Below are 13,668 nucleotides of genomic sequence, written 5' to 3'. Positions count from 1 at the left end.
GGCGAAGCCACTCCCCCGCGCGCCCGCGCACCCCTCACCGCCGTCCAGCCGGGAGGACACCATGGGCGACAAGGCGCGCACCCCCGCCGGAGCCGCGGGCAGGGCACCGGCGGCCGACCACCCCGCGCGGATACGGAACGTGGTGCTGGTCGGCCACAGCGGGGCCGGCAAGACGACCCTGGTCGAGGCGCTCGCCCGGACCGCCGGGGCGGTCTCCCGGGCCGGCCGGGTCGAGGACGGCGCGACCGTCTCCGACCACGACGAGATCGAACGCCGCCGGCACCACTCCGTCCAGCTCTCCCTCGTCCCGGTCGGCTGGCGGGACCACCGGATCAACCTGCTCGACACCCCGGGCTCCCCCGATTTCGTCGGCGAGCTGCGGGCCGGGCTGCGCGCGGCGGACGCGGCCCTCTTCGTCGTCTCCGCCGCCCAGGAGGCCGACGCCGTCGCCGCCGTCACCCGGGCGGTCTGGGAGGAGTGCGCGGCCGCCGGCACGCCCCGGGCGATCGTCGTCACCCACCTCGACACCGCCCGCACCGGCTTCGACGAGCTGACCGGCGTCTGCGCGCGCCTCTTCGGCGCCGGCGACCCCGACGCCGTGCTCCCCCTGTACCTGCCCGTGCACGGCCCCGGGGGCCCCGGCGGGCACGCCCCCGCCACCGGCCTGCTCGACCTGCTCACCGGGCGGGTCCTCGACCTCTCCGGGGACGCGCGGACCGAGCGGGAGCCCGACGCCGCCGAGCGGGAGCGCCTTGCCGGGGCCCGCGCCCGGCTCATCGAGGGCGTCATCGCCGAGAGCGAGGACGAGACGCTCATGGAGCGCTACCTCGGCGGCGAGGAGACCGACCCCGGCGTCCTCGTCGCCGACCTGGAGAAGGCCGTCGCGCGCGGCGGCTTCCACCCCGTCCTGCCCGCCGCGCCCGCCCCCGGCGGCACCGGCCGGGGGCTGGGCACCGCGGAACTCCTCGACCTGATCGTCCGCGGCTTCCCCTCCCCCCTGGAGCACCCGCCGGTCGCCGTCACCGGCCCCGGCGGCGAGCCCCGGCCCCCGCTCGCCTGCGACCCCGACGGGCCGCTCGCCGCCGAGGTCGTGAAGACCGCCGCCGACCCCTACCAGGGCCGGATCTCGCTGGTCCGGGTCTTCTCCGGCACCCTGCGCCCCGACGGCGCCGTGCACGTCTCCGGCCACGGCCTCGCCGACCGGGGCCACGAGGACCACGACGTCGAGGAGCGGGTCGGCGCCCTCACCTCCCCCTTCGGCGGCGAGCAGCGGCCCGCCGCCGCGTGCGTCGCCGGGGACCTGGCCTGCGTCGCCCGCCTCGGCCGCGCCGAGACCGGCGACACCCTCTCCGACCCGGACGACCCGCTGCTGATCGCCCCGTGGCCGCTGCCCGAACCGCTGCTCCCGCTCGCCGTCGAGGCCCACGGCAGGGCCGACGAGGACCGGCTCTCCCAGGGCCTGGCCCGGCTCGTCGCGGAGGACCCGGTGCTCCGCCTCGAACGGAACCCGGACACCGGCCAGGTGGTGCTGTGGTGCCTGGGCGAGGCCCACCAGGACGTGGCCCTGGAGCGGCTGCGCGGCCGGTACGGGGTGCGGGTGGACCCGGTGCCGTACCGGGTCGCCCTGCGCGAGACCTTCGGCGCCCCCGCCTCCGGGCGCGGACGGCACGTCAAGCAGTCCGGCGGCCACGGCCAGTTCGCGGTCTGCGAGATCGACGTCGAGCCGCTCCCGCCGGGCAGCGGCGTCGAGTTCGCCGACCGGGTGGTGGGCGGCGCGGTGCCCCGCCCGTTCGTCGCCTCCGTGGAGAAGGGCGTACGGGCCCAGGCCGCGCGCGGGGTCGCCGCCGGGCATCCGCTGGTCGACGTCCGGGTCACCCTCCGGGACGGCAGGGCCCACGCGGTCGACTCCTCCGACGCCGCCTTCCAGACCGCCGGGGCGCTGGCCCTGCGCGAGGCCGCCGCCGACGCGCCGGTGCACCTCCTCGAACCCGTCGCCGAGGTCCGGGTCCTCGTCCCCGACGAGTACGTCGGCGCCGTCATGGGCGACCTCTCCGGGCGGCGCGGCCGGGTCGTCGGCACCGACCGGGCGGGCCCCGGCCGCACCGAGGTGCGGGCCGAGGTCCCCGAGATCGAGATCGTCCGGTACGCGGTCGACCTCGGGTCCGTCTCGCACGGCACCGGCCGGTTCGAGCGCGCGTACGCCCGTCACGAGCCGATGCCCCCTCAGATCGCCGAACGCCTCGGAGAACAGGCCGGAAACCGCCCTTAGTTGACGCACCGGCAGCGGTTCCCGCCCGGCGGGCCGGAGCGGGCGGACGGGTTCCGGTCGCGGTTGTCCACAGGCGGTGACGCATACCACGCCGCCCGGTTACGCTGGGGTGCCCAGCTCGACAGGTGTGCGGGGCGCGGCAGTCGGGAACAGCCCGCACAGGGACTCGCGGTGATGGGGGCGGAAGTGGCGATCGACGGTTTCGGACCCGGGGCACAGATCCCGCTCCAGGGCGGCAGCGGCCTGACCGGCGCGACCAACGCGCTGGCATCGGCCGCGTACCGGGACAGCCCCCTGGAGACCATCAAGGACGCCGACAACGAGCACTACAAGACCACGATCAAGCCCGGGAAGTGGGAGAAGCTCTTCCGTCCCGACCTGGGCGAGGCGTTCTCCCGGGCCGTCCAGGTCCGGATGCTCGGCGGCGGCCGCAAGGCCCTCGTGCAGTCCTTCGGCGCCGAGCCCCAGCCGGTGGTCGAGCACTGCCTCGCCGCCACCCACATCCGGCGCCGCCGCGACGCCAAGCTGACCCTCGTCACCTTCGTCTGCGGCGTGCTCTTCCTGCCCGGTCTGCTGCTCTGGCTCGGCGTGATCCACCTCCGCCGGATGGCCGCCGGGTCGGCCAACAAGCGGAGCAGCGCCCTCGGCACCGCCCTGCTCTACGCGGTGGGCATCTTCGCCCTCCTCGTCCTGGTCAAGCTGCCCTTCGACGGCCTGCTCCCCAACTACCTGCGGGCGATGATCGTCGCCCCGGTCATCGGCTGGTACCTCGCCGGCCGGATCTGCCTCAGCGCCGCCACCGACCTGCGCGACCGCTGGAGCGGCCTGCTCGGCGGCGGCGGCGTCAGCGCCCACGTCCCCAAGTCCGTGCCCACCGACCCCGGCGAGAAGTCCGCCGAGGAGCTGCGGGTCAACCTGGAGAAGCTCTCCGCCGAGCAGCAGTCCAACGTCGTCTTCTACGCCGGCCCCAAGGGCATCCTCGGCCTCGGCACCCGCTGGGGCAGCTGGGCCCTCGCCGAGGAGCTCGTCCCCCAGGAGGGCCGCGAGATCCACGACTTCCGCGCCTGGGACCTGGTCCGCAAGATCCACGACCAGCTCACCCTGCTGGAGCGCGGCGCGCTGAAGACCGGCTTCCCCAAGCCGACCGTCAAGCACTGGATCGTCTCCCCCGTCGGCGAGGGCGCCGACGAGGTCAGCCGCCCCGAGGGCGACAACATCGTCCACTACCAGGTCAAGCCGCACGAGATACAGCGGATCTGCAACGAGCAGCAGTTCGGCGCCGGCAACCGCCACTACCTGGGCGTCCAGTTCACCCTCTGGGACGGGAACGTGGTGCTGACCATGATGGTCACCGTCACCTCGCTCCACCACACCCTGCGCATCGAGGTCACCGGCCACGCCCTCGGCCCCGTCCACGGCCTGTTCACCAGCAAGCCGAAGGGCAAGTCCAAGGAGGTCTCCAAGACCGTCCGCTTCTGGGAGACCAAGGAGATCCCCCAGCCGCTCCTGGGCACCGACGACATCGTCCGGCTCGCCGTCCGCGCCCCGCTCACCTGGTACCCGCCGGTCCTGGAGTTCCTCGGCGGCAAGATGAGCCTGCCCGAGCCCTTCGGCCTGCGGCACGTCTGGGCGGGACCGCTCTGGCGCAACCGCTTCATGGCCGACGACGCCATCCGCATGGCGACCCCCGTGGTGCGGGCCGTGCACACCGCCGCGATCCGCTTCCTCGACGAGCACAACGTGGACACCGAGCGCTTCACCAACCGCTCGCTGGTCATCGGCGGCGGCGTCCAGGAGCCCGGCCCGAGGAAGGCCGACGTCTACGACGCGTGACGCCGGCCCCCCGCCGGGGCTCAGACCCCGGTGGCCGGCCAGGCGTCGGCCAGCATCCTCCGGGTGTCGGCCAGCAGCTGCGGCAGGATCTTCGTGTGCCCGACGACCGGCATGAAGTTGGTGTCCCCGCCCCAGCGGGGCACCACGTGCTGGTGCAGGTGGGCCGCGATCCCGGCCCCGGCCACCGAGCCCTGGTTCATGCCGATGTTGAAGCCGTGGGCGCCCGACGCGGCCCGCAGCGCGATCATCGCCCGCTTGGTGAGGTCGGCCAGCTCGGCCGTCTCCGCCGCGTCCAGGTCCGTGTAGTCGGCGACGTGCCGGTACGGGACGACCATCAGGTGCCCGCCGTTGTACGGGTACAGGTTGAGCACCGCGTACACGCTCTCGCCGCGGGCGACCACCAGCCCGTCCTCGTCCGACTTCGACGGGATCGAGCAGAACGGACAGCCGTCGTCGGCCCCCGGCCCGGTCGGCTTGTTCTCCCCCTGGATGTAGGCCATCCGGTGAGGCGTCCACAGGCGCTGGAACGCGTCCGGCGCCCCCACTCCGATCTGCTGCTCCGGCTCAGTCGTCATGTCGTGCAGCATATGGCGTAGCCCGTTCGGAAGGCGTCGGCGGGGCGAGGGAAGCCGGCCCGGGCGATCCTGAGCGGATGAGCGACAGGCCGCCGAAACCGCCCCGGCAGGAACGCTGGGACCGCCGCATGGAGGTCCCGCTCGCCGCCGCCTCCGCCGCCTTCCTCACCGGCTACGCGGTCCGGGTCCTCGCCCGCGACCACCTGCCCCGGCTCGGCGTCGACCTCTGCGTCGGCGTGATCCTCGGCGCCTGGGCGGTCTTCGCCGCCGACTACGCGGTACGGCTCCGGCTCAGCGGTCTCGGCCCGTTCCGCTTCCTGCGCACCCACCTCCTCGACACCGTCGTCCTGCTGCTGCCGCTGCTGCGCCCGGTCCGGATGGTCGCCCTCTACGACCGCGTCCAGCGCCGCCGGGGCAACCCCCGGCTCGGCCTGTACGCCCGGGTCATGGTCTACTCCGGGCTCTCCGTCTCACTGCTCGGCTTCACCGGCGCGCTCACCGTCTACCACCACGAGGCCGACGCCCCCGGTGCCTCGATCCTCACCTTCGGCGACTCGGTGTGGTGGACCTGCGCCACCCTGGCGACGGTCGGCTACGGCGACGTGACCCCGGTGACCCCGATCGGGCGGCTCACCGCCGTCGGCCTGATGGCCTGCGGCCTCGCCCTGCTCGGCGCGGTCACCGGCTCCTTCTCGTCCTGGCTGATCCAGACCTTCCGCCGCGAGGACGACGCCCCCGGGGACGGCGGGACCGAGGACGGCACGAGGCCCCCGGGGGACTCCCCGGGGGCCTGAACCCCGCACCAGCGGGGAGTAAACAGTGCCTCAGATCCGCTGCAGCATCGGGTTGGGATCACCCCCACTCATGCGGGGAACGAGTCACACTTGGACGCGCTGCTCAACCACCTCAACGAGCTTGGCCAGCGCCTGGTCACGCGGGATGCCGTTCTCCTGCGACCCGTCGCGGTAGCGGAAGGAGACGGTGCCCGCGTTCATGTCGTCGTCACCGACGATGATCATGAACGGGACCTTGAGCTTCTGGTGGTTCCGGATCTTCTTCTGCATGCGGTCGGACGACGCGTCGACGTCCACCCGCAGGCCCTTCCGCTTCGCCTCGGCGGCGAACTCCTGGAGGTACTCGACGTGCGCGTCGCCGATCGGGATGCCGACCGCCTGGACCGGGGCCAGCCACGGCGGCATGGCGCCCGCGTAGTGCTCCAGGAGCACCGCGAAGAAGCGCTCGATCGAGCCGAAGAGGGCCCGGTGGATCATGACCGGGCGCTGGCGCGAGCCGTCCGCCGCGGTGTACTCCAGGTTGAAGCGCTCCGGCAGGTTGAAGTCGAGCTGGACGGTCGACATCTGCCAGGTGCGGCCGATGGCGTCCCGCGCCTGCACGGAGATCTTCGGGCCGTAGAAGGCGGCGCCGCCCGGGTCGGGGGTGAGCGGCAGGCCCTGCTTCTCGGCGACCTGCTGGAGGACCGCGGTGGCCTCCTCCCACACCTCGTCGGAGCCGACGAACTTCTCCGGGTCCTTGGTGGACAGCTCCAGGTAGAAGTCGGTCAGACCGTAGTCGCGGAGCAGGTTCAGCACGAAGGTGAGGGTGCGGTCCAGCTCCTCCGCCATCTGCTCGCGGGTGCAGTAGATGTGCGCGTCGTCCTGGGTGAAGCCCCGGGCGCGGGTCAGCCCGTGCACGACGCCCGACTTCTCGTACCGGTACACGGTGCCGAACTCGAACAGGCGCAGCGGCAGCTCGCGGTAGCTGCGCCCGCGCGCGTCGAAGATCAGGTTGTGCATCGGGCAGTTCATGGGCTTGAGGTAGTAGTCGGTACCACCGTCGAGCTGCATGGGGGGGTACATGCCCTCCGCGTACCAGTCCAGGTGGCCGCTCTTCTCGAAGAGGGCGCCCTTGGTGGCGTGCGGCGAGTAGACGAACTCGTAGCCCTCCTCCTCGTGCCGGCGGCGCGAGTAGTCCTCCATGGTCCGGCGGATGATGCCGCCCTTGGGGTGGAAGACGGCGAGGCCGGAGCCGATCTCGTCCGGGATGGAGAAGAGGTCGAGCTCGTTGCCGAGCTTGCGGTGGTCGCGCTTCTCGGCCTCGGCGAGGAAGTCGAGGTGCGCCTTCAGCTCGTCCTTGGACGGCCAGGCGGTGCCGTAGATGCGCTGGAGCTGCTTGTTCTTCTCGCTGCCGCGCCAGTACGCCGAGGCGTTGCGCATCAGCTTGAAGGCCGGGATGTTCCGGGTGGTGGGCAGGTGGGGGCCCCGGCAGAGGTCCTTCCAGCACAGCTCGCCGGTCTTCGCGTCGAGGTTGTCGTAGATGGTCAGCTCGCCGCCGCCCACCTCGACGTCCGCACCGTCGTCGGTGGACGCGGAGCCCTTGATGCCGATGAGCTCCAGCTTGTACGGCTCGTCGGCGAGCTCCTCGCGGGCCGCCTCGTCGGTGACGACGCGGCGGGCGAAGCGCTGCCCGCGCTTCTGGATCTCCTGCATCTTCTTCTCGACGGCCTTGAGGTCCTCGGGAGTGAAGGGCTTCTCGACGTCGAAGTCGTAGTAGAAGCCGTCCCGGACCGGCGGGCCGATGCCGAGCTTGGCCTCGGGGAAGAGCTCCTGCACGGCCTGCGCCATGACGTGCGCGGTCGAGTGGCGCAGGATGTTCAGACCGTCCTCGGAGGAGATCTCCACCCCCTCGACGACGTCGCCCTCGGCGACCTCGTAGGACAGGTCCTTCAGTTCGCCGGCGACGCGGGCGGCGATGACGGTGCGGTCGTCGGCGAACAGCGCGCCGGCCGTGGTGCCCGGGCTCACCGCCCTCTCCTCCGCTCCCGAGGCTGACTGGACGGTCACACGGACATCAGACACTACTGCTCCAGATCTAGGGGGCGCGGGCAGGCACGAGGTGCCGGCGCCATCGGCGCGCGGCAGAGACGAGGTGCCGCGTCCCCTCGATCTTACGGGCCCCGGAACGCCGCCCGCCCCTCCGTTTCCGCCCGCCGCCGCGCTACTCCCCCGGCCCGCACGCCTCCTCGAAGAAGTCGAGGTCCTCGTGGAAGGACTTCATCAGCCGGTCCCGCTCGGCGTCGTCGACCTGGACCGGGACGACCCCGGAGGCGTCGGTGAGGCGGCGGAAGCCGCCCCGGCTCTCCAGCCGGCCGGCGACCCGGATGGGCAGGCCGACGAGGTGGGCGTGGCCGGCGGTGCGGTACGCCTCCTCGTCGAGGGTGACGCGGACGTGGGCGACGTCGGCGCCGCCGAGGACCCGGAGCCGGACGGTGCCCTCGCCGCGCGGGCCGGAGCGGCGCAGCCGGACGACGGCGCCGGTGACGCGGACCGGGACGGAGGGCTCGTCGACGCGGTAGCGGTGGCCGGCCTCGCGCAGGGCGGGCAGGTCGCCGGGTGAGAACTCGACGGGCTCGGGGCGGGCCGCGCAGCCCGCCGGGGCGCCGGCTGCGGGGGCCCACTGGAGGGCGATGCGGGCGCCCTCCGTACCCCGGACGAGGGCGACGAGGGCTTCGGTGAGTTCGCGGCTGACACCGGCCTCGACGGCGGTGTCGAAGGCGTCCGTGCCGCCGGTGGCGCGCTGGTAGTCGACGGCCTCGCGGGCGGCGTGCAGGGCGTGGTGGAGGCGGACGGCGACGGGCCGGACGGCGGGGACGGGCAGGAAGGCGGTGAGGGCGCGGCCGCCGGGGTCGGCGGCGACGGTGACGGGGTCGAGGGCGGCGCGGGCGGCGGACCGGTGGCGGGAGCCGTGGTAGCCGGCCGGGCCGCGCGCGGCGAGGGCGCCGGCCAGGAGGATCTTGCGGACGGCGGAGCGGAAGCGCTCCTGCTCGGACCAGGGGACGGTGCCGGCCGGCCCTGGGGGCGCCTCGCGCCACCAGCGGATCTCGTCACTGGGGACGGCGAGGCCGGTGAGGACCTCGCGGGCGGCGGGCGTGCCGCTGCGGGCGAGGGCGGTGAGCGCCTCGCCGAGCAGGTCCTCGCAGTCGGGGAAGGCGCGGCTCTCGGGGACGAGGAGGCTGGTGCCGCCGCCCGGTCCGGTGCCGGGCGGGGTCCAGCGGCCGTAGCGTCCGGCGGCGCCGCCGCGCCGCTGCCAGCCGTGGCGGGCGAGGAGGGCGCCGAGGACGCGCGGGTCGACCCGGCCGGGGTCGGGCACGCCGTCGCCGGGGGCGGCCGGGGGGAACAGGGGTGCGGGGCCGGGACCGCGCCCGGTCCCCTCCCCCGCCCCGGGGTCGTCGATCGGTCGGTGCATCAGGGTCTCCCTCCCCGGCCGACCCGGGTCATGATCTCGCGCAGCGCCCGGTCGTCGAAGATCCGTGCCGTGGGGACGCGGACGGTGGTCCGGCGGCGTCCGGTGACCGGCTGTCCGGCCAGGTTGGTCCAGTAGCAGCAGTGCCGCAGGTCGAGCCGGTCGTGGCCCGCCCGCAGCCAGTCCTCCGGGTCTCTCGGGACGATCATCACGACCAGGATCTTGTGGACGGCCACGGGGGTCCGGGCCAGTTTCACGAGGTGGTCGTTGTCGAGGGTGAAGGGGAAGGTGCTTCCCGGCGGGTGGGGCGGCAGCTGGTAGGTGCACTTGAGCTGCACCTTGATGGTGACCTCGTCGTCGACGGTGTGTCCGGGCGAGCCGTGGCTCACGTGCCAGTCGACGCCGTTGTCCGGGAAGGGCTGCGCGAGCGAGCAGCCCGCCGCGGCGGCGACGGCGTGCAGGTATCCCACCTGGAGGGTCTCCATGCAGGCGGTGGTGGCGAGTGAGCCGCGTGCCGGGGCCGCCCGCTGGGGCGGCAGCCCTCCCGACTCGGGCTGGGCGAGCGCCATGTGAACGTCCTTCCCCGTCCCCTCTGTTGTGACCGGTCCGCGTACGCGGCAAACAGTCCGGGTATCACCGTTCCGGGCAGGGGGTTGGCCATCTGCCGCGCACGTGCGAGGAGTTCGGGGATGACGACGCACTGGTACGAGGGGCCCCTGGCCGCTTTCGACACGGAGACCACCGGAGTGGACGTCGAGGAGGACCGGATCGTGTCCGCCGCCCTCGTCGTCCAGGACGCCGCCGGAGCGCGGCCCCGGGTGACGCGCTGGCTGGTGAATCCGGGCATATCGGTGCCGGAGGCGGCCACGGCGGTGCACGGACTGACCGACGACCACCTCCAGCGGAACGGCCGCTGGCCGTCGCCGGTGATGGAGGAGCTGGGGCGCTCCCTGGCGGAGCAGAACGCGGCGGGGCGGCCGCTGGTGGTGATGAACGCGCCCTTCGACCTGACGATCCTGGACCGCGAGCTGCGGCGGCACCGGGCGTCGACGCTGGGCCGGTACCTGGAGCACACCGCGCTGTGCGTGCTCGATCCGCGGGTCCTGGACAAGCACCTGGACCGGTACCGCAAGGGCCGGCGGACGCTGACGGACCTGTGCGCGCACTACGAGGTGGAGCTGGCGGGGGCGCACGACGCGGCGGCGGACGCCACGGCGGCGCTGGAGGTCGTCCGGGCGGTGGGGCGGCGGTTCGCGTCCCGGCTGGAGCGGCTGACGCCGGGTGAGCTGCACGGGCTCCAGGAGGCGTGGCACGCGGCGCAGGCGCGGGGGCTCCAGGCGTGGTTCGCGCGGCAGGGGACGCCGGAGACGGTGGATCCGTCGTGGCCGGTCCGGCCGGAGCTGCGGACGGCCGCGTAGCCGCCGGGGTCTGCCGGGGCGTCAGGAGCAGGGGCCGGAAACGGCTGAGGCCGGTCCGTCGTGGTGACGGACCGGCCTCTCCCGGTGGGCGATACTGGGATCGAACCAGTGACCCCTTCGGTGTGAACGAAGTGCTCTCCCGCTGAGCTAATCGCCCGGGAACGGGTTGAACCATACAGGGCCCCGGGCCCCGGGTTCAAACTCGTCGCAGGTGGGCGGCGAGTCCGCGCCGTCCGGCCCGCATCATCAGGGCGTGGTTGGCGCGGAAGAGGGGCCGTCCGGGGAGGGAGAGGAGGCGCAGCAGGCGGGCCCTGACCTCGACCTCCTGCTCGTAGAGGGCGCGGCTGCCGGTGCCGTCGGCCAGGACCGTCCAGCGGGCCCAGCCCTCCAGGTCGCCGCCGAGTCCGATCTCCAGGACGCGGGCGGCTGGGTCGTGGCGCAGGGCGCGGGCGGTGACCTCGATGTCGTACGGCAGCAGGGAGCGGAAGCGGGCGGTGCCGGTGGTGGCGCCGCGGGGGGCGACGGAGCGGACCTGGGGCCACCAGCGGGGGTACTCCTCAGCCCGTTCGAGGACCCGGTAGACCTCGTCGGGCGGGGCGGCGAGCCGCCAGACGCTGCGGAAGCGGTACCGGCAGGGGTCCATGGTCCCAGTGTGGCCACTCAGGCCGGATCTGAGTAGCAGCGCGCATTCCCGGCGCGGGGTCCCGGCACGACACTCCGGACATGGACATGAACCTGCCGCCCGCCGAGGAGCTGCGGCTCGTCGATCAGGAACTGGCCCGGCTGGACGCGCGCCGGTCCGAGCTGCTGGCGCGGCGGGCGTGGCTGCTGCGGGTGCTGTACGCCCCCGCCCCGCCGGTCGCCCCGCCGTTCGCGCCGGTGGCGCCGGGGCGGGAGACCTCGCCGCGGAGCGCGCAGAACGTGCTGCTGACGCTGGGCGGCACGCTGCTGGGGATCGCGGCGCTGGCGTTCACGCTGGTGAGCTGGGGGTCGATGGGGATCGCCGGGCGGGCGGCGGTGCTGCTGGTGGTGACGTCGGCTGCGCTGGCGGCCCCGGCGGCGCTGCTGCGCCGGGGGCTGGCGTCGACGGCGGAGGCGATCGGCGCGCTGGGGCTGCTGCTGGCGGTGCTCGACGCGTACGCGCTGCGGCGGGTGGCGCTGGCGGGGACGGACGGGACGGCGTACGCGGCGGTGGCGGCGGCGGTCCTGGCGGGGCTGTGGGCGGGGTACGGCGCGGTGCTGCCCCGGCTGCGGCTGCCGGTTCCGGCGGCGGTGGCGGCGGCGCAGCTGCCGGTGCCGCTGGGGGTGCTGGCGGCCGGGGGCGGTCCGACGGCGTTCGCGTGGGCGGCGGTGCTGACGGCGGCGGCGGACGTGGTGCTGCTGGGGCGGCCGGTGGCGGTCGCGGCGCGGGTGACGGCGGCGGTCGGGGCGGCGGGGCTGACGGCGTGGGCGCTGCTGACCGGCGGGTGGCTGTCGGTGGCGGAGCCGTGGAGCGGGGCGGCGCTGCTGCTGGGCTGTGCGGCGGTGTGCCTGGGTGCGGCGCGGGCGGCCGGTCCGGCGGCGGGGGCGCTGGGCGCGGTGGCGGGGCTGGCGGCGGTGGCCGCGGTGGGCGGGCCGCTCCGGGCGGCGCTGCCGGCCGCGTGGGCGGTGCCGGTGTACGTGGTCTGCGGTCTGGCCCTGGCGTCGCTGTGGCGGCCGGTGCGGGTGGCGCGGGTGCCCGGTCCGGTGCGGGCGGGGTTCGGGGTGGCCGGGGGCGGGGTGGCGGCGCTGGGGGTGGCATGGGCGCTGCCGCCGGTGCTCGGCGGGCTGCTGGGTCCGGCGGACCGGGGTGCGGGGATCTGGTCGGGGGTGCACGCCGAGCCGGTGCCGGGCGGTTTTCCGGCGACGGCGGTCCTGGTGCTGCTGCTGGCGGCGGGGGCGTCGGCGGTGGCGGGGCGGCCGTGGGGCCGGTGGGGCGCGGTGGCGCTCGGGTGGGCGGCGCTGATGGCGCTGCCGGTCTGTCTGGGGCTGCCGTACGCGGCGGGGCTCGCGGTCCGGCTGGTGGCGGTGGCGGCGGGGCTGGCGGTGGCGGTGCGGCCGGGCCTCCCGCTGCGGGGGCTGCCGGAGCCCGGGCCGGCCGTCCGGGAGCGGGCGGAGGCCGCGGGGCCGTGGGGCGCGTCCTGGACGGTCCCGCGGCGGCCGTCGGCGCCGGTCGACGCGCGGGTCCTGGTCGGGTGGACGGGGTACGGGGCGGGGCTGGCGGCGGCGGCTTCGGCGGTGCTGTCGGCGCTGGACGCGCGGGGCGCGACCTTCGGGGTGCTGGGGGTGCTGCTGGGCCTCTTCGCGGCGGCGGCGGTGGCCGGGTCCGGGGCGGTGCGCGAGGCGGCGGCCGGGGCGGCGGTGCTCGCGGCGGCCGGTCTGGTGGGGGCGGGCGCCGCGGCGGCGGGGCTGTCGGCGGCCGGGGCGGGGCTGGCGCTGCTGGTGGTGCCGGCGGCGACGGCGGCCCTGGCCGCGCGGGTGCGGTCGGTGGCGGTCGAGGCGGTGGGGGCGGGCACCGGCGTGGTGGCGGTGGCGCTGACGGCGGGGCGTCCGGCGGTGCTGGCGACGGCGCTGGCGGTGGCCGGGGTGGTCGCGGCGGCGACGGCGCTGCGGCCGGAGCGGCGGCCGGCGGCGTCGTGGGCGGCGGGGGCGCTGTTCCTGGCGGCGGCCTGGGTGCGGCTGGCGGTGTGGGGGGTGGCGGTGCCGGAGGCGTACACGCTGCCGGTGACGGTGCCGGCGCTGGTGGTGGGCTTCCTGCGGCGGCGCCGGGATCCGGCGGCCTCGTCGTGGTCGGCGTACGGCCCGGGGCTGGCGGTGACGCTGCTGCCGGGGCTGGTGGCGGTCTGGGCGGTCCCGGCGGGTCCGCGTCCGCTGCTGCTGGGGGCGGGGGCGCTGGCGGTGACGCTGCTGGGGGCGCGGTACCGGCTCCAGGCGCCGCTGGTGCTGGGCGGGGCGGTGCTGGTCCTGGTGGGGCTGCACGAGCTGGCGCCGTACGTGGCGCGGCTGGTGGGGGCGCTGCCGCGCTGGGTGCCGATGGCGGGGGCGGGGCTGCTGCTGCTCGCGGTGGGCGCGACGTACGAGCGCCGGCTGCGGGAGGCGCGGCGGCTGCGGGAGCGGCTGGCCCGGATGCGGTGAGGGCCGGAACGTGCCGAGGGCCCGGAGACGGTGGTCGTCTCCGGGCCCTCGGGCCGGGTGGTGGGCGATACTGGGATCGAACCAGTGACCCCTTCGGTGTGAACGAAGTGCTCTCCCGCTGAGCTAATCGCCCCGGCGCACCGCCAACATTACCGCATGTCAGCGGGGCTTCCGAACCACC

10 protein-coding genes and 2 tRNA genes are annotated in these 13,668 nt (G+C 75.3%); 5 read left to right on the top strand and 7 right to left on the bottom strand.

Going from position 1 to position 13,668, the window contains the following annotated elements; genetic code table 11:
- The first annotated feature begins 61 nt into the window (after positions 1–61).
- The gene (locus IE219_RS12260; protein WP_189976669.1) at positions 62–2,269 is read left to right on the top strand and encodes an elongation factor G-like protein EF-G2; all 2,208 of its coding nucleotides are present in this window, start codon (positions 62–64) and stop codon (positions 2,267–2,269) included.
- A 174-nt stretch (positions 2,270–2,443) separates the two neighbouring features.
- Complete coding sequence (locus tag IE219_RS12255) at positions 2,444–4,102, top strand: AbeC-like domain-containing protein (protein WP_189976668.1); 1,659 nt, start codon at positions 2,444–2,446, stop codon at positions 4,100–4,102.
- 20 nt (positions 4,103–4,122) lie between these two features.
- Here the strand turns inward: IE219_RS12255 and IE219_RS12250 are convergent, their stop codons facing one another.
- Positions 4,123–4,689, bottom strand: coding sequence for an HIT family protein (locus tag IE219_RS12250; RefSeq protein ID WP_189976667.1), 567 nt, complete (start codon positions 4,687–4,689; stop codon positions 4,123–4,125).
- Between the two features lie 65 nt (positions 4,690–4,754).
- Here IE219_RS12250 and IE219_RS12245 point away from each other — a divergent pair, with 65 nt between their 5' ends.
- Complete coding sequence (locus IE219_RS12245) at positions 4,755–5,471, top strand: potassium channel family protein (protein ID WP_189976666.1); 717 nt, start codon at positions 4,755–4,757, stop codon at positions 5,469–5,471.
- A gap of 84 nt (positions 5,472–5,555) precedes the next feature.
- Here IE219_RS12245 and thrS read toward each other — a convergent pair whose 3' ends face one another.
- From thrS to IE219_RS12230, 3 genes are all read right to left on the bottom strand, one after another.
- A complete protein-coding gene (gene thrS / locus IE219_RS12240) occupies positions 5,556–7,532 on the bottom strand; it encodes a threonine--tRNA ligase (RefSeq protein WP_189976665.1) in 1,977 nt (658 codons plus the stop codon).
- 139 nt (positions 7,533–7,671) lie between these two features.
- Positions 7,672–8,919: a hypothetical protein gene (locus IE219_RS12235; RefSeq protein ID WP_189976664.1), complete on the bottom strand. Its 1,248-nt coding sequence runs from the start codon at positions 8,917–8,919 to the stop codon at positions 7,672–7,674.
- On the bottom strand, positions 8,919–9,485 hold the full coding sequence (locus tag IE219_RS12230; RefSeq protein WP_189976663.1) for a DUF4365 domain-containing protein: 567 nt from the start codon (positions 9,483–9,485) through the stop codon (positions 8,919–8,921). The genes IE219_RS12235 and IE219_RS12230 overlap by 1 nt, the downstream gene beginning before the upstream one ends.
- Positions 9,486–9,605: 120 nt before the next feature.
- Here IE219_RS12230 and IE219_RS12225 point away from each other — a divergent pair, with 120 nt between their 5' ends.
- Positions 9,606–10,334: a 3'-5' exonuclease gene (locus tag IE219_RS12225; RefSeq protein WP_189976662.1), complete on the top strand. Its 729-nt coding sequence runs from the start codon at positions 9,606–9,608 to the stop codon at positions 10,332–10,334.
- An 85-nt stretch (positions 10,335–10,419) separates the two neighbouring features.
- Here the strand turns inward: IE219_RS12225 and IE219_RS12220 are convergent.
- Positions 10,420–10,491, bottom strand: a tRNA-Val gene (locus IE219_RS12220).
- Positions 10,492–10,530: 39 nt separating this feature from the next.
- Entirely contained in the window at positions 10,531–10,977 is a 447-nt protein-coding gene (locus tag IE219_RS12215; RefSeq protein WP_189976661.1) for an SRPBCC family protein, read from the bottom strand.
- Between the two features lie 80 nt (positions 10,978–11,057).
- Between IE219_RS12215 and IE219_RS12210 the strand changes: the two genes are divergently transcribed.
- Positions 11,058–13,487, top strand: a complete 2,430-nt coding sequence (locus IE219_RS12210; protein ID WP_189976660.1) for an SCO7613 C-terminal domain-containing membrane protein — start codon at positions 11,058–11,060, stop codon at positions 13,485–13,487.
- A 58-nt stretch (positions 13,488–13,545) separates the two neighbouring features.
- On the opposite strand, the gene IE219_RS12205 is transcribed toward IE219_RS12210, so the two are convergent.
- Positions 13,546–13,620, bottom strand: a tRNA-Val gene (locus IE219_RS12205).
- Positions 13,621–13,668: the final 48 nt, after the last annotated feature.

It is taken from the genome of Streptomyces termitum, from assembly GCF_014650175.1.
GTDB classification, from domain to species: domain Bacteria; phylum Actinomycetota; class Actinomycetes; order Streptomycetales; family Streptomycetaceae; genus Streptomyces; species Streptomyces termitum.
This window is presented reverse-complemented; position numbering and strand designations above follow the sequence as displayed.